At 63.8% G+C, this 16,426-nt stretch carries 14 protein-coding genes; 9 read left to right on the top strand and 5 right to left on the bottom strand.

Annotated features, from left to right (window positions below; translation table 11 throughout):
• Window positions 1-69: 69 nt before the first annotated feature.
• On the bottom strand, window positions 70-1,662 hold the full coding sequence (locus ACFQS4_RS10505; protein ID WP_497901464.1) for a S8 family serine peptidase: 1,593 nt from the start codon (window positions 1,660-1,662) through the stop codon (window positions 70-72).
• Between the two features lie 336 nt (window positions 1,663-1,998).
• On the opposite strand from ACFQS4_RS10505, the gene ACFQS4_RS10510 reads away from it, so the two are divergent.
• From ACFQS4_RS10510 to gcvPB, 7 genes are all read left to right on the top strand, one after another.
• Window positions 1,999-2,457, top strand: coding sequence for an NYN domain-containing protein (locus tag ACFQS4_RS10510; protein ID WP_497901465.1), 459 nt, complete (start codon window positions 1,999-2,001; stop codon window positions 2,455-2,457).
• Window positions 2,458-2,578: 121 nt separating this feature from the next.
• On the top strand, window positions 2,579-3,448 hold the full coding sequence (locus tag ACFQS4_RS10515) for a TatD family hydrolase (protein WP_497901466.1): 870 nt from the start codon (window positions 2,579-2,581) through the stop codon (window positions 3,446-3,448).
• Window positions 3,449-3,526: 78 nt separating this feature from the next.
• Window positions 3,527-4,105: a DUF2150 family protein gene (locus ACFQS4_RS10520; protein WP_312907704.1), complete on the top strand. Its 579-nt coding sequence runs from the start codon at window positions 3,527-3,529 to the stop codon at window positions 4,103-4,105.
• Between the two features lie 987 nt (window positions 4,106-5,092).
• Complete coding sequence (locus ACFQS4_RS10525; protein WP_500193188.1) at window positions 5,093-6,271, top strand: CARDB domain-containing protein; 1,179 nt, start codon at window positions 5,093-5,095, stop codon at window positions 6,269-6,271.
• 167 nt (window positions 6,272-6,438) lie between these two features.
• Window positions 6,439-7,776 carry a hydroxymethylglutaryl-CoA synthase gene (gene hmgB, locus ACFQS4_RS10530; protein ID WP_497901468.1) on the top strand — a complete coding sequence of 446 codons (1,338 nt, stop codon included), beginning with the start codon at window positions 6,439-6,441 and terminating at the stop codon, window positions 7,774-7,776.
• A 153-nt stretch (window positions 7,777-7,929) separates the two neighbouring features.
• The gene (gene gcvPA / locus ACFQS4_RS10535) at window positions 7,930-9,267 is read left to right on the top strand and encodes an aminomethyl-transferring glycine dehydrogenase subunit GcvPA (protein WP_497901469.1); all 1,338 of its coding nucleotides are present in this window, start codon (window positions 7,930-7,932) and stop codon (window positions 9,265-9,267) included.
• The gene (gene gcvPB / locus ACFQS4_RS10540; RefSeq protein WP_497901470.1) at window positions 9,264-10,781 is read left to right on the top strand and encodes an aminomethyl-transferring glycine dehydrogenase subunit GcvPB; all 1,518 of its coding nucleotides are present in this window, start codon (window positions 9,264-9,266) and stop codon (window positions 10,779-10,781) included. Before gcvPA ends, gcvPB begins: the two co-directional genes overlap by 4 nt.
• Here gcvPB and ACFQS4_RS10545 read toward each other — a convergent pair.
• Both ACFQS4_RS10545 and ACFQS4_RS10550 read right to left on the bottom strand, forming a co-directional pair.
• Complete coding sequence (locus ACFQS4_RS10545) at window positions 10,773-11,438, bottom strand: helix-turn-helix domain-containing protein (protein WP_497901471.1); 666 nt, start codon at window positions 11,436-11,438, stop codon at window positions 10,773-10,775. The genes gcvPB and ACFQS4_RS10545 overlap by 9 nt on opposite strands.
• A 134-nt stretch (window positions 11,439-11,572) precedes the next feature.
• On the bottom strand, window positions 11,573-12,715 hold the full coding sequence (locus tag ACFQS4_RS10550; RefSeq protein ID WP_497901472.1) for a TIGR04053 family radical SAM/SPASM domain-containing protein: 1,143 nt from the start codon (window positions 12,713-12,715) through the stop codon (window positions 11,573-11,575).
• 129 nt (window positions 12,716-12,844) lie between these two features.
• Here ACFQS4_RS10550 and ACFQS4_RS10555 point away from each other — a divergent pair, with 129 nt between their 5' ends.
• On the top strand, window positions 12,845-13,186 hold the full coding sequence (locus tag ACFQS4_RS10555) for an Htur_1727 family rSAM-partnered candidate RiPP (protein WP_497901473.1): 342 nt from the start codon (window positions 12,845-12,847) through the stop codon (window positions 13,184-13,186).
• A complete protein-coding gene (locus ACFQS4_RS10560) occupies window positions 13,183-14,379 on the top strand; it encodes a TIGR04347 family pseudo-SAM/SPASM protein (RefSeq protein WP_497901474.1) in 1,197 nt (398 codons plus the stop codon). Before ACFQS4_RS10555 ends, ACFQS4_RS10560 begins: the two co-directional genes overlap by 4 nt.
• A gap of 68 nt (window positions 14,380-14,447) precedes the next feature.
• On the opposite strand, the gene ACFQS4_RS10565 is transcribed toward ACFQS4_RS10560, so the two are convergent.
• Both ACFQS4_RS10565 and ACFQS4_RS10570 read right to left on the bottom strand, forming a co-directional pair.
• Window positions 14,448-14,618 (bottom strand): HEWD family protein, encoded by a 171-nt coding sequence (locus ACFQS4_RS10565; RefSeq protein ID WP_497901475.1) that lies wholly within the window; start codon window positions 14,616-14,618, stop codon window positions 14,448-14,450.
• Window positions 14,619-14,762: 144 nt separating this feature from the next.
• Complete coding sequence (locus ACFQS4_RS10570; protein WP_497901476.1) at window positions 14,763-16,424, bottom strand: phosphoenolpyruvate carboxykinase (ATP); 1,662 nt, start codon at window positions 16,422-16,424, stop codon at window positions 14,763-14,765.
• Between the last annotated feature and the right edge of the window lie 2 nt (window positions 16,425-16,426).

Below are 16,426 nucleotides of genomic sequence, written 5' to 3' on the forward strand. Positions count from 1 at the left end.
CCCAGTCCTCTCAAAAAAGTGGGTGTACGGGTGGGTGCCTGCCGTGATGGCGAGGGTGATTGGCTGGCGTTACTTGCCGAGTTCTTCGATGGAGAGGGTGTAGTACCCGCTGCCGCTGTAGGAGTCGACGAGGAGGCCGAGTTCCTCGTCACCGGAGAGCGATACGGTGATCTTCTCGTTGCTGTCGGCGCTGATCGAGCGCTCGTCGTAGTCCCAGGTCGACGGTGTGCGTCCGTCGAGGGTCAGGTAGAGGTCGAAGTCGGCGTCGGACGGGCCGGAGAGGGTCACTGTCGCGCTACACGGGTTCGCCGTCTGGAGCGAGTACGTGTAGGAGTGACTGGATCCGCTGTAGAGGTAGTCCTCGGCCGAGGCCGTCTCGACGACGTCACCGCACTCGCCATCGCCTGGATCATCGGGGTCGTCGGGGTCGTCCGGATCATCGGTCCCGCCCTCGACGATGTTCAGGGCGTCGACGCGACCGGCGCCCTGCTCGTCCGACGAGAGACCGATGTCGACGGCCGAGTCCTCGAGGCGCCCCCAGAGGTCGGCCACCGTATCGTCGGGATACGCGGCCTTTCCGAGGGCGGCGACGCCTGCCGCGGCTGGACAGGCCATCGACGTCCCGGAGAGTTCCTCGTAGGAATCCCCGGGAACGGTCGAGAGGACGTTGGCGCCGGGGGCGGCGACGTTGATCTCTGGTCCCACGTTCGAGAAGTCCGCGAGGTCTTCGTTCTCGTCGACCGCCGACACCGCCATGCAGTTTTCATACGCGGCGGGGTAGGAAACCGAACTCCCGTAGTCGTTACCCGCAGCGGCGATGGGGAGTGAGCCGTTGTCGTAGGCGTAGTCGATGGCGTTGCGCATCGTGCTGTTCGAGCCGCCGCCACCGAGGGACAGGTTGATGATATCCGCGCCCTGGTCGGCAGCCCACTGGATAGCATCCGCGATGTCTGAAAGCGACCCACCGCCATCCGCGCCGAGTGCGCGACCGGAGAGGATTCGGGAGTTCGACATGCCGGCGATCCCCGTTCCGTTATCCGTCGTCGCCGCAGCGATTCCGGCGACGTGGGTTCCATGGTTTTCGTCGTTGTTTACTGGAGCGGGATCCTCGTCATCGTCGACGAAGTCGTACCCTTCGTTGCCCTCGAACCGGTCGGCGAGATCGGGGTGGCTGTAATCGACGCCCTGGTCGACGACCGCGACCGTCACGTCCATCGAGCCCAGCGTCGTATCCCACGCCTGGTCGGCGCGAACCTGCTGGGGAGCGTACTGCTGGCCGTAGTTCGGGTCGTTCGGCTCGAGCTGGGTGTAGTACGTCGCGTTTCGCTCCGCGTACTCCACTTCCGGTCGTCGCTCGAGCTGGTCGATGATCGAGTCCATCGTGCCGACTCGATCCTCGTCGACCTCGAGCGCCATGTAGCCGAGCGTCTCGTTCTCGTGAACGACGGCGGCGTGGTCGGGTGTGTTCGCTTCGACTTTGGCTCGCGCAGTGGCCAGTCCCACCGTGTTCGATTTTCCGACGAGAATTTCGTTCTCCTTCGGGCCGGGGGTACGTCCGGGGGTAGCGGCGGTGATCCCACCAAGACCCATGAATGCACCGAGGGCGCCGGCTGCTTTCAGTACGGAACGGCGATCGTAACCTGGACTGCCATGTTCTGGCATGGTGTGGCTATGCGTACCGCAATCTATAATTAAATAGTTGTGAAACCCAGCGGAATTTACTGTCAGTAGATCAATTGATTTGAGAGTTCGGGGTTGGGAAAGTAAATAATGGCACGAATATTGATCAAATCGTGCTTGAAATATACCTCGAGAGGGGAAAACAACGAAGTATAAGTTTATTAAAATAATCTATTACCAGGGTACGATAGTTGGCTGGACACACCAATTTTCGACTGGCGGGTGGCGGTGACGCTAGTACTGTAACGAGGAATAGCTCCGCATCTCGAGTTTCTTCGCTACACCTATTGTACCGCACTGGCTACCGTGACCGTGAGTATGTTCGAGTCCGTGCGCGAGTGGGTGTCAGCCGACCAATCGAAACCATCGGGAGTCGGCCTCTTCGTCGACGGACCGAACGTTTTCCGCGAGGAGTTCGACGTCGACCTCGACGACCTTCGAACCGCCGTCTCCGACCAGGGGCGAACCGCGATTCGTCGGCTCTATCTAGACGAACACGCCACGCCAGGGCTGATTCAGGCGGCCGAAGCTCGAGGCTTCGAGGTGGTCATCACCAGCGGCGACGTAGACGTCAAACTCGCCGTCGACGCCACGGCCAGCGTCGTCGAGGACCGAATCGACGTCCTCGCCATCGCCTCGCGCGACACGGACTTCAAACCCGTTCTCGAGTACGCCGGCGCGAGAGGCGTGGAGACAGTCGCCATCGCACCCGGTTCGTACGGACGGTCGGACGCCCTCCAGAACGCCGCCGACACGGCGCTGACGCTCGAGGACTGACTCGAGGCGACAAGACCCATCGGTTCGAGCGGCGAGACGTTCACGAGCCATTGTTTCGATCGTCGAGTGGGTCGCCTCGAAGCCGATGCCTTTTCCGCCACCGCTCACCCAAGGTCGATTCATGAACGATCACGAGACGCCAATCCTCGACGATCACCTCCACCTCGACCCGGATCACGGCCGCGGTCTCGAGGCAGTCGACGACTTCGCACGCATGGGCGGGACACACCTTTTAGTCGTCAACAAACCCTCCTGGCACCTCGGCGTCGAAGCCAACGCAGGCGAGGACTTCCGACCGGTCTTCGAGCGAACCCTCGAGATCGTTTCCGAAGCGAGTAGCCGACTCGAGGGCCGCGCCTGGCCCATCCTGGGCGTCCATCCGGGGCTGGTCTCGCGATTGGTCGACGAACGCGGAAAGACCCCCGACGATGCCGAATCCATCATGCGGGCCGGCCTCGAGGTCGCCGCCGAGTACGTCGACGCGGGCGACGCGCGGGGGCTGAAATCGGGACGCCCACACTACGACGTGGACGACGAGGTCTGGGCTGCGTCGAACAACGTTATGCGCCACGCGTTCGAACTCGGCGCCGACCTCGAGTGTGCCGTCCAGCTCCACACCGAAGCCACTGAGGACCTGACGACGGTCGCCGAGTGGGCCGAGGACGCCGGCTTGCCGGCACACCGGGTCGTCAAACATTACGCCAGTGGCCGCCTCGTGGGCGTCACCCCCAGCGTGATGAGCGAGAAGGATCGCCTCGAGACCGCTGCGGAGGCCGGCGATCCGTTCCTCATGGAGACCGACTTCGTCGACGACCCCGATCGACCAGGAGCCGTCCTCGGTCCGAAGACGGTCCCGCGACGGGTCAGCTGGCTCCTCGAGGAAGGCCACGAGGACGCGGTCAGGAACGCCCACGTCGAGACGCCGCAACTGGTGTACGGAATCGACACGGAAGCGACGCTCGGGGAGTCCGAAGCGACGCTCGAGGACTGATCGCCGACGGATTTCGCCGCTGGTCGAGAAAGCGAAGAGTAGAGAAAGGCATTTCAAGCGGCCGGTGTAGGTGAGAGTATGAGCAATTCCCCGACCGAGTTCTATTCGGCCGAACGCTGGCAGAACTGGATCGACCGCATCGACGACGAAGAGATCGATCCGGAGGACGAATCCTCCGCCCGCCTCCTCCTGAACCTCCAGGACGACACGGCCATCGCCATCGCCAAAATCGTTGCGGCGTACGACGACGGCGAACTCGAGCAGGAGCAGGCCCTCGAGGAGATCGCCGACGTCCGCGAGATCGTCCTCTCGGAGGTCGACATCGACGACGAGGAGACCCGGATGCTGGTCGACGGCGTCCAGACGAGCCTGGTCTGCGTCTTCATCGCCGCCGAGGAGTACGTCGCCAGCGGCCCGGCCGAGGAGGCGAGCGTCAACGACTACATCGGCGCGGCCGCGGACGCCGAAGCCGAGGAGGATCTGGACGCCGCGCTCGGGTACGCGGCCCAGGCGGGGACGCTCATCATCGACGGCGAGGAACTCGACATGACGATTGCGGAGCAACTCGAGTACGGCCTCGTGACGGAGTGGGTCAACGGCCTGGACAGCCTCCAGAGTGCGATGAGCGATCCGGAAGTTGTCGAGGAAGACGAGTAATCGACGAGACGAGCGGCGAATAGACTGCTTTTCGGGGCTCACGCTGCGGTTTAGTGGGGCCAATAAGCGTATACGTCATCGGGACTATCACTGCGTATGATAGGCCGAGGTGAGGAGCGTGCCGTGTCCACGGTGATCGGAGCGGTCCTCATGCTCGGCATTCTGGTGTCGGCGCTCGCGCTGTACCAGGTGAACGTAGTTCCCGACGAGAATCGGGCAGTGGAGTACGAGCATCAGCAGGCCGTGCAGGGACAGTTACTGGACGTACGAAACGGCCTCGTCAACGCGCCCGACCGTCGCGTCGGTTCGTACTCGGTTTCGCTCGGGACGACGTATCCGCCGCGGAGTTTTACGGTGAATCCGCCCCCCTCGTCGGGGTCGTTGAAACTGGTGGAGGCGAACGAGTCGATACGGCTCGAGAACGTGACGGTCGGGGACGAGGACGCACGAGATTACTGGAATACGACGGAACTGGCGTTCGAGACGGGGGGTCTCGTTTTTCAACCGAATTATAACGAACACCAAAATGCGCCAACGGTCGTCTACGGTAATTCGGTTCTGTACAACGTTCAGGACGGGAATCAAGCTACGCTGACGGGGCAGCGACTGATCGACGGGAACACGATTCGACTGGTGACGCTTGCCGGGAACTATTCTTCGAGTCGGTCCGGGACAGTCGCGGTCGACTTCGAGACGGTGAGTGCCTCCGAGAACTCGGTTGCGATCGAGTCAGACGGGAACGTAACCCTCGAGATACCGACAACGCTGAGCGTCGAGAAGTGGGAACGGTTACTCGAGGACGAACCTCGAGTCGTCTCCGTCGACGGAGGCCCCGGAACTGTGACGATCACGCTCAAGGATGACGATTACCAATTGCAGGTCGCGAAAGTCGGTCTCGGGAGTGGCGCCGAATCGAAGGCGGACGGTCCCGCCTATCTTACGGTCGTCAACGAGCCCCGGGACGTTCGCACTGGTGAAACGACGCGGATGACCGTCGAAGTCCGGGATCGGTACAACAACCCGGTTTCAAACGTGCGGGTGAACGCCACCGACGACGGTTCGAACGCTATTTCTCCGGAGAACAAATCGACCGGACCGGACGGCCAGGTGACGGTTTCGTACAAGGCTAACGAGGACGACGGAGGAGAGACGATTACGCTAGGCGCTAGCTTCACGGTCGACGAAGCCCCACCAGAACTGGACGGAGAGCAACCTGAAAACGTGACTCAAGAGGTGTTCGTCTCTGATTCGTCGAACGCTGGTGGGGTACGCGGAACCGTCGATATCCAGGACGAGATCCGAGAAGACGACGACGAGTTCGAGGTCACCACCTCCGACTTCGACAATCTCGATTCCACGACGGGCGGTTACCTCGTCGTTGAGAACGAATCGCACGAAGTCACTTTCGACACGGTGGGCGAGGATATCGTCACCGTCACTGGGCTCGAGTTTTCTCGAGGTGACGTACTGACGGCGACGCTCTACGAAACCGATACCAGATCGAACGAACTCGACAGCGACACGACCAAGGTAATCGGCGCAGATGAGCCGTTCTTCTCGGTCGAGATTACGAACACAAACGACCCGGTCACCGAGGGCGATACCCTGAGCCTCAATGCGACAGTTGAGAACACGGGCGAAAATACAGATACCCAGGATATTGTGCTGGGTATTGGTGGCGAAACGTATACGCAAGCCGTCTCGGACGTGGAACTCGAGGGTGGAGAACCGCAGACAGTCAGTTTCGAATGGGACACACAAACGGGCGATGCCGGTGAGTATACGGCCACGGTCTCGAGCGAAGATAAAAGTGTAAGTAGACCTGTTACAATTGAACCGCCACGTTTCGAATCCGTTGATGCAGAGGTAACAAGGGAGAACGATCAGAACGGTGTTAAACAAATTCGTTTCGATTATCAACTCACGGGAGAGACTCGGGTTGAGTTCGAGATTCTCGATGAAGATGGGAACCCCGTCGGGAGCGAGTATGAGTCCGTCACCACGTCTGGATCCATTTCCGTAGATGTTATGGATGGTTCGTCTTCTGGTGGGAAACGGGAGCCACGACCGGTTACGGTTGAATCGAAAATACTTCAGACCAGTGAGGCCTGCACATATAGAATCGAAGAAGGCGCTGGTGATGGACCGTTCTCGCTGTGTGAGTAAACTCCTCACCGTTATCGTGGTTAGTACCTCGAATTGGCGTTGGAAACTCAACATCTATGGGGGTTCTATAGAGGAACTATAAGACATCCAAGTGGAACGAGTCAACAACGTCAATCGTCGAAACCACGAACGACAATATCATGTATCCTCACCTGTAGCGTTCTCCTATGACATCCGTCGGTATCGACGCCGTCGAAATTTGGACGGGCAACCTCAAACTCGACTTGCCCGGCACCTTCGCCCCACAGAAGGGCGAGGACCCCGAAAAGTACACCAAAGGGCTGGGACTCAACGCCTCCTCGTTCCCCGACAGCTACGAGGACATCGTCACTATGGGCGCCAACGCCGCCTACCGCCTCATGGACCGCAAAGGCCTCGAGCCCGACGACATCGGCCGGATCGACGTCGCTACCGAGAGCGCATTCGACAACTCCAAGCCGGTTTCGACGTACGTCGCAGGCTGCCTCGAGCAGGTGTTCGAGGGCGACTTCCATCACGCGAACAAGGGCGAGCGGAAGTTCGCCTGCATCGCCGGCACCCAGAGCCTCGACGACGCGTACAACTGGATCCGTGCGGATCGACACCGCGGCCGCTCGGCCATCGTCATCGCCACCGACACCGCCCTGTACGCCCGCGGCGACGCTGGCGAGGCGACCCAGGGTGCGGGCGCGGTCGCCATGCTCATCAGCGAGGACCCCAACCTGGTCGAGCTCTCGGCCGAACAGGGATTCGGGTCGGCCGATGAGACCGACTTCCTCAAACCCAACCAGCAGTTCCCGAGCGTCGACGGCAAGCGTTCGGTCCAGGTCTACCTCGCCCGCATGCGCGAGGCACTGATCGACTACCAGCGCGAGGCCGGCGAGATTACGGTCGGCGACTTCCAGTACGCGCCGTTCCACACGCCGTTCCCGGGCATGGTCCGGAAGGCCGCCCTGCTGGCGTACCGCCACATCACCCGCGACACCGAAATCGAGGAGGAACTGGCCGAGGAGATCGGTCGCCAGCCCCGCGAGGAGGCCTTCGAGGACGAGGAGGCGTTCACCGACGCGATCCGGGAGTACATGGACGGGCTGAAGCGCACCGAGCGCTACCAGGAGTGGTACGCCGAGACGATCGACCCCACTCTGACGATCGCTCGAGACGTCGGCAACTGGTACACCGGCTCGGTCCACGTCGCCCGCGCGAGCGCGCTGAAACACGCCGCGGAGAACGACCGCGACATGGTCGGCGAGCAGCTCCTGGTCGGTTCCTACGGCAGCGGCGCCCAGGCCGAAATCCACACCGAGACCGTCAAGGAAAACTGGCTCGAGGAGATCGAAGCGCTGAACGTCGACGAGCAACTCGAGTCGCGCTACGACATCGACTGGGACGATTACGAGGAGATCCACGACGCGCACAACCACGAGATGGACGTCGACATCGAACCGCTGACGACCCCGGAAGGCGAGTTCGCGTTCGACGGCTGGGGCCGGATGGGCGAGCGGAAGTATCGGTACGTCGAGTGACTCGGCGCGAAACTCGAGCGGACGGCGGGAAAGAGATGCGTTGATAACCCCGTGCTCCGAACCCGCACGTAACGTGTCTGGGACCGAACCCTGCGGCCGGCAAGCAGTGGGGACGACCGACTTTTCAATCACCGGAGACACACCTGCGCTACCATGAACGGAACACGCACCACGGGGAGTCCGTACGCTCCTCACACGGACGACGACACGGCGGCGATGCTCGAGGCGGTAGGCGCCGACTCCGTCGACGACCTGTTCGACATTCCGTCGGCGGTATGGTTTGACGACGAGTTCGAGATTGACGCGCGAACCGAACGCGAGGCGCGCCAGCTGGTCCGCCAGACGCTCGAGCGAAATGACGACCTGGTCGAGTTGCTGGGACGGGGCCACTACGGCTACTACGTGCCGTCGCTAGTCGATCACCTCGCGGACCGATCGGAGTTTCTGACGTCCTACACCCAGTATCAACCCGAGGTCTCCCAGGGCTTCCTGCAGGCGCTGTTCGAGTATCAGTCCCTGCTGGTCGAACTCACCGGACTCACGATTGCGAACTGTTCGATGTACGACGCGGCGACGGCTCTGGGGGAGGCGGCGACGCTCGCCGACCGCGTTCGAGACACCTCGGGCCGTCGCGTGCTCGTTCCGGACCTCCTGCTCGAGGGACGCCGGAGCACCCTCGAGAACTACGTCGCCGGCACGGACCTCGAGGTCGAGACGTACCCGACCGACGACAGCACCGTGGACGTCGAGGCTCTCACGGATACCATCGACGACGACGTCGTCCTGTGCTACGTCGAGAACCCCACTGTTCGCGGCACGATCGAGGAACACCTCGCGGAGATCGGCGACCTCGCCCACGAGCACGACGCGCTGTACGTGCTGGGTTCGGATCCCGTCGCGCTCTCACTGCTCCAGCGGCCAGCGGACGTGGGCGCTGACGTCGTCGTCGGCGACGCGAGCGTCCTCGGGCTGCCGACGAGTTATGGCATGGGCCTGGGACTGTTCGCGACCCGGGAGAGCTACCTCCGGCAGGTGCCCGGTCGCCTGGTCGGCGTGAGCGAGGACGCGACCGACCGGCGAGCGTTCACGCTCACCCTCCAGACCCGCGAGCAGCACATCCGTCGTGAGCGAGCGACGAGCAACATCTGTACGAACCAGGCTTGGGTCGCGCTCCGGACCGCGATGCACGCCGCCTCGCTCGGTCCCTCTGGACTGGTCGACCTCGCAAAACGCGACGTAACGCGAGCCGAGGAGCTCGCCGAACGAATCGACGACCTCGTCGGGGCCAGAGCGCCCGTTCATGACCGCCACCACCTCCGCGAATTCGTCGTCCACGTGGACCAGCCTGCTCGAGCGATCGCGGACGACCTCGAGGAGCGCGGGTTCGCGGTTCACGTCGTCGACGAACACGAACTGCAGGTCTGCGTCGCGGGCGTCTCGGACGAACAGATCGAGGCGTTCGTCGAGGCGTTCGCGGAGGTGCTTCGATGAGCGGTCAGGGACGGAAACGAGAGCTCGAGCAGGGGGAGAGACGGAGCCGACGGTACGACCAGGCCCGATACGTCAGCAACGGCCACTACGAACCGCTCCTCTCGGAGAAAGACAGCACTCGCGTCGACGTCAGCGACGACTCGCCGCTGCCAGACGGTCTGACCCGCGATTCCCTCGAGTTGCCCGAACTCTCCGAACCGGAACTCGCGCGTCACTACACGCGTCTCTCCCAGATGATCTACGGGATCGACAGCGGGCCGTACCCGCTGGGGTCGTGTACGATGAAGTACAACCCGAAGTTCACGGAGGACGTCGCCGCCCTCGACACTGCAGCGGTCCACCCCGACCGTTCTGCGGGGTCGATCCAGGGCACGCTCGAGTTGTGCTACCGACTTCAGGACTACCTCGCGCGAATCGGCGGGATGGACGCCGTGACGCTCCAGCCGCCGGCCGGCGCCGCGGGCGAGTTCGTCGGCATTCGAGTCGCCAGCGCCTACCACGAGCACAACGGGGACGACCAGCGAGACGAGGTGATCGTCCCTGAGAGCGCCCACGGGACGAACTTCGCGACGGCGGCACTGGGCGGGTACGACGTCGTCACCCTCCCGAGCGACGACGGCGGCCGCGTCGACCTCGAGGCCCTCGAGGCCGCCCTCTCCGAGCGGACGGCGGCGCTCATGCTGACGAACCCGAACACCCTCGGGTTATTCGAGCGCAACATAACCGAAATCGCCGAGATGGTCCACGACGTCGGCGGTCTGCTGTATTACGACGGCGCGAACCTCAACGCCCTCCTCGGTCGAGCCCGTCCGGGAGACATGGGATTCGACGTGATGCACTACAACGTCCACAAGACGTTCGCGACGCCCCACGGTGGCGGCGGCCCAGGTGCCGGGCCGGTCGGCGTCGTCGACGAGCTGGCGCCGTTCCTGCCCGAGCCTCGGGTTCGCGAGCGTAACGTCGAGGGTGAGGAAGAGGGCGAGACCGAGTACGAACTGTTCGCCCCCGACCACTCGATCGGCCACGTCCACGGCTTTCAGGGCAACTGGCTCGTCCTGGTCAAGGCGTTCGCCTACATCGCCCGACTCGGCGACGAGGGACTGCTCGATGCGAGCGCGAAGGCCGTCCTCAACGCGAACTACCTCGCCAGTCAGATCGACTACGACGTTCCCTACGGCCCGTTCCACCACGAGTTCGTCGCCAGCGCGGGCGACCAGGACGCGGCCGACGTCGCCAGACGAATGCTCGACTTCGGCGTCCACCCGCCGACGACGAAGTGGCCCGAGATCGTCCCGCAGGCGCTGATGACCGAACCGACCGAAGTCGAGAGCAAAGAAACGCTCGACACCCTCGCCGAGGCGTTCCAGCAGGCGTCGGCCTCGAGCGACGACGAACTCGAGGCTGCGCCCAACCGAACCGCCGTGGGCCGGATCGATCAGACGAGCGCGGCGAGAAACCCGCGGCTCTCCTGGCAGGCGCTCGAGAATGCAGATTCGGGCGAGGACTCAGCCTAACGTCTGCAGAACTTTTCGCTGGGCCGCCGCGAGGTGTTCGCCGAACGTCGAGCGCGTGATTCCAAGCGCATTGGCGACGTCCCCCGCGTTCGACGTCCGCGGATACTCGAAGTACCCCATCTCGTGAGCCGTCTCGAGCACTTCCCGTTGTCGGGCGGTCAGGGAGTCGACTTCCAGGACGAGCGGTCCGTCGCCGTCACCGTCGCCCCCCGAACGGAGCAGTCGTCGAACGCGGACGTCCCCGAATCGGTCCTGGAGGTCCGACATGAGTTCCGAGAACCCAGTCTGATCGTCGACGTAGCAGGTGACCAGCAGCGACCCGTTCTCCGCACTGATATCCGAAACCGGCCAGCCGAGTTCCTCGATACGGTCACAGACGCACGGCGACGCTGCCGAGCGAGTGAATCGATAAACTGCGTGCGAATCGAGGTCGAATATTCGGTCGGCGTCTTCGACTGCATCGTACGTCTCGAGGTCGACCGCAGCGTCGCTCGCGATGGTGAACTCCTCGTCGACGTGCGGTCCCATGTTTCGTCCGGATGCCCGCGTCACGGTCTCGACGGGGGAACCAGTCGTCTCGGAGGCCGCAGCGACCGGACAGGTCGACGGCGTCCGGACGTCGATCTCGACGCGAATCGTCTCGTTCAAAGTGTTCATAGGTACCCGTCGTACTGCGGGTCGAAGGACTTCAGTACGAACACGTTCGGTGATTCCCGTTCCTCGAGTCCCTCTACCTCCCCGTCTCTTGGACCCTCCTTATTCCTCCCTCCCCGTTCGATCGCCGGACCCGCTCAATCGGCGTCAGTCGGCCTCGAGGGTGGCGAGGGTGCACTCGTCGGGTCGTTCCACGGCAGCGGGCCGTCGTAATCCGCGGGAACGTACGGACACAGCGGGTCGCTCTCGAGTGGATCGCCGGTGTAGGCGTAGGCTCGAGAGCGACTCCCGCCGCAGACCGTTCGGAACTCACAGGTCCCGCACTTTCCGCGAATTCGGCCGCGATCACGGAGGGATCGAAACAGCGCCGAGTCGCGATAGATGGCAGTAATCGGTTCCTCGCGGACGTTGCCCGCAGAGGCCGGGAGGAAGCCGGACGGGAAGACCTCGCCGACGTGGCTGACGAACGCGAAGCCGTCGCCGGCGACGATTCCGCTTCGGCGTCGGAGGCCGTCAGCGTCGACCGTTCTGTCGTCCGATTCCCGTCGCTCTTGCAGACGGATGCGTCGGTACTGTGGCGCCTCGGTGGTCTTGACCCCGAACGGTTCGCTGTCGCTGACCTCGCCAAGCCACGACATGACTGCGTCGGCCTCTTCGGGGGAGATTGGCTCGAGGATTCGCCCGCGTCCGACGGGGACGAGGAAGAAGACGCTCCACATGACGACGCCGAGGTTGGCGAGCAGGTCCCTGATCGCTGGGAGTTCGTCGACCGTCTGCCGGCAGACGGTGGTGTTGATCTGGACGGGAACGCCGGCCGCGCGGGCGTCCTTCATCGCCCGAATCGTTTCTTCGAAGCTTCCGGCTTCGCCCCGGAAAGCGTCGTGGCTCTCGGGGGCCGCGCCGTCGAGACTGAGCGCCATCCGTCGGAGCCCCGCCTCGGAGAGCGCGTCGATGCGGTCTCTCGTGACCGACCGGGTTCCGCTCGGCGTGATCGTCATCCGCAGGCCGAGGTCGGTGCCGTACTCGATCAGTTCCGGGACGTCGTCACGGACCAGCGGGTCGCCACCAGATAGCACCACGAGCTGACCGTCTCCGAAGTCGCTCGCGTCCTCGAGCAGTCGCTTCCCGTCGGCGGTCGATAACTCGTCGGGGTGGCGCTCCGGTTGGGCGTCGGCCCGGCAGTGGGTGCACGCGAGTGCGCAGGCCTGGGTTACCTCCCAGATCAGCACGAACGGGCGTTTCGACGTGTCGATCGATCGGCGACCGGGTGGCGCTGGCATGGATACTCACCCGCCGTTGGCGACGCCGCCTACAAAGGGTCGGTTCTCGTTCTCGGGATCCGGGAACGCCGCCCGAAGACGTTCGCAACGAGGGATATACCTCCGAGAACCCAACCGCGAACGAACACGATGGTCGAATCTGTACGTCGCGAGCGAGTGGCGGGGGATCGCCGCGGAACGCCGCTCCCACAGTGGGAGGTCTTCCTTCGGGAGGACCGAGACAAGCGCCTTCATCACGTCGGCAGCGTTTCGGCGACGAGCGTCGAGGAGGCCGTCGACAACGCCTCCCGGCTCTTCGGTCGGTACGCCGCGGACCTCTGGGTGTGCCCGGCCGAGGCGGTCGAGCGGTACTCGACGCGCCCGCTGTCCACTGCCTCCGACTCGCCGGACGAGGCGCCGGGCCAGGAGGTTTCGCCCGAACCTCGCGTTTCCGAGGAAAGTGACGGAGTCCCGCGGGTGAACGACTCGTGATCTCGATCAGCAAGCTCCTCTGTGACCTCGACGCCGAGGGCGACGGACTACGCTACGACGCTGCTGAGAGCTCAAGTAAGCCTCAGATCACGACCGGAAAGCAGCGCCGCCCGGTCGTCGTCTGGAATACGACCCGTCGGTGTAACCTCCACTGCGCGCACTGTTACGCGGCGGCCGAAACCGAGCCTGCAGCGGGCGAGTTTAGCACAACTGAAGCCCGACGTTTCCTCGAGCAGCTGGCAGATTACGGTGTCCCCGTGGTCCTCTTCTCCGGCGGGGAACCACTCGTCAGGCAGGATCTCCCCGAACTCGTCGAGCACGCCGCAGACCTCGGACTCCGGCCCGTTCTCTCGACGAACGGGACGCTCATCACGCCGGAGAAAGCGGCTCGACTCGAGTCGGCCGGGCTACAGTACGCCGGCATCTCCGTCGACGGACTCCCAGAGCGCAACGACGCGTTCCGGGGAAAGGAGGGGGCCTTCGACGCTGCCGTCCGAGGAATCGAGGCCTGCCAGTCGGCCGGGCTCAAGACCGGACTGCGGTACACGATCACCGAGGCAAACGCCGCCGACCTCGAGGGAGTCGTCGACCTGCTGACCGACGTGGGGGTCGATCGATTCTGCTTCTATCACCTCGATTACGGTGGGCGCGGCGCCGATATCACCGACATCGACCTCAGCCCCGAAGCGACCCGTGACGCGGTGAGGCGACTCTGCGATCTGACGCTCGAGTACCACGACCGCGGCGAGGAGATCGAGACCCTGCTGGTCGGCAACTACGTCGACGCGCCCTTCCTCGTCGAGTACGCCGCCGACCGCTTTGGCCCCGAAAAAGCCGAAACCGTCTACCGCCATCTCGATCGAAACGGAGGCGATCCGACGGGTGAGCGCATCGCGGACGTCGACTACGAGGGCAACGTTCACCTGACCCAGTTCTGGCAGGGCTACAGCCTGGGTAACGTTCGCGACCGACCGTTCGGCGACATCTGGGACGACGAGACGAATCCGTTGCTCGCCGATCTTCGAGTGCGCGAGGACCACCTCACCGGCCGATGTTCGACGTGCCAGTATCGGTCGATCTGTCGCGGTGGGTCTCGGTTGCGGGCGCTCTCGAGTGAGTCCCTCTTCGGACCCGATCCGCAGTGTTATCTCACAGAAACCGAGCGTCACGGCGAGTTGCCGGTCGCTCGTTGATAGCCATATTAGATGCTCGCCAGGAGCATGTGGGCCTCGAGGCGAGCCTCGGGCACAGACCAGTCGCGTTACTCGTAGGGGGTGAACGACCCGTTGATGTCCCACTCGTGAATACAGTGGGGGTGACCGCGGTCGCTATCGAGTGCGTGTTGCCAGGCGGACTGGGCGTCGTCCCAGCGTTCCGTCCGGCCACAGCGTTCGCATACCCGCATCGTTGGTTTCTGCATCTGGACGCTCATTGTCAACGGTGAGAACGCTGTACATATAACAGTAGCTGTGACCGGCAAGTGCTGCCCACCCCCTTCGCTCGAGTTCCGTCCTCACACCAGGCAGTCGAGGTCAGTCCTTCTCGCTCGAGACCACTTTGAGAAGGCACTGAGCGGTCAGTACACCGCGTCGACGATCTCCTGATCGAGTCGCTCGAACGACTCGAGGTACTCGCGTCGTTCCTCGCGCAGGGTCTCGAGTTCGCCATCGTAATCGTCGACATACTCGGCGACGCGGAACGCCTCGATGTCCATCCCGGGTACGTTCGCGGGAACTTTGAGGCCGAGTTGCTCGTCCCGGGTCCACTCGACGGTTCCCCGCGCGAGTTCGGTCAGGATCGTCACGGACTCGGTGACGCCGACGTCCTTCGAGTTCGCGTCCGAATCGGGGTAGCCGACTGTGCCCGTGTTCACGACGTAGCACTCGAGGCCGAGCGAGGCGACCAGCTCTCGCAGCCGGTTCCCCTCCTCGCCTTCCGGACCGATAATGAACGGATTCGTCCCCACGACCCGGATGCGCTCGCCAGCCCGGTCGGGGTCACCGGCGCTCGTCTCGATCGATTCGCCCAGCATGAACGCGACCGCCGCCTGCTCGTCGTCGAGTCTGGCGACCGGCGGCATGAGCGGGTTCCGGGTGATGAAAAAGAGCTGGTCGACGTCCTCGAGGTCGATGTCCTCGCTGGCGCTGGGCAGTTTCGAGCGCCGGATGACGGCACGACCGTTCTTCGTGTATCGGTCGTCGTCGAAGTCGACCGTCCCGTCTTCGTCGACGACGACGTTCTCGAACGAGGCCGATTCGTCGGTGACCGCGGCGTGTATTCCTGGTTGTTCGTCGGCGTCCAGGCCGTACGTTTTCACGTAGAGGCCGCCGCCCTCGCTGCCGGCGACCGAGCCGTCCGGCAGGAGCGCACACACGTCGTCCTGGACCATGACCGCCTCCTCGGGGGCCTCGAGCCAGCAGCCGTGGGCCGTGAGCGTCGATTTTCCGGTCGCGGAGAGCCCCATGAAGAGCTGACCGACGGTCTCGAGGTCAGGGACGGTTCCGTCCGCGGTTTCGTCATCGCGTTCGCTGTGGGCATCGGGTTCGTCACGGGCCTGGGCTTCGTCGCGAGCGTCAGCCGCTCGAGCCACGCGAACGCGCTTGCTGCCGGCGTGCAGGCCGAGGCCGCCGAGTCGTTTCGCTCGATGCATGAACAGCCGGAGGAACGATTTCTTCGCTTCGCCGGTGTAGTCGCTGCCGACGACGGCGGTAAACCCGTCGTCAGGGAGGATTCGGATCGCCGTCTCCGATGCGTCCGGAACCTGTACCGTGACGAAGTCTGGGTCCCGTCCGTCGGTCGGGTCGAACAGCATCGCCCATCCGTGAGCGATTCGCGCGTACTCGGCCGGGACGTACAGGCGGCAGCAAAACGTCGTTTCCGGGTGCGTGCCGACGAGTCGGTCGACACAGAGCATCGCGCGGTTCTCGACGGGCTCGGTCGCCCGGTCGATGACGGCGTAATCCGCCTCGCCGAAGTCGTCGTCGACGGCGTTTTTCGTCCGGTCGGCGCTCCTGGACCGGAACTCGCTCACGTAGGACGCGGAGCCGAACTCGGTCGTCGTCTCGTCGGCGGCAGCGAGTTCGCGGAGCCCGGCGATCAGGTCGTCGTCGGTGCGGTGGGTGGGCGGCTCCTCGACCGTCGTCGAGCCCACCGGGCCGTAGTACTGGACGTTCAGGGCACGCTTCGGATCGGCCAGGGACTCGCGGACGTGACGCGGCTGCGTCCCGGTTTCGGACATAC

Source organism: Saliphagus sp. GCM10025317, from assembly GCF_042663665.1.
Lineage (GTDB): Archaea > Halobacteriota > Halobacteria > Halobacteriales > Natrialbaceae > Natronosalvus.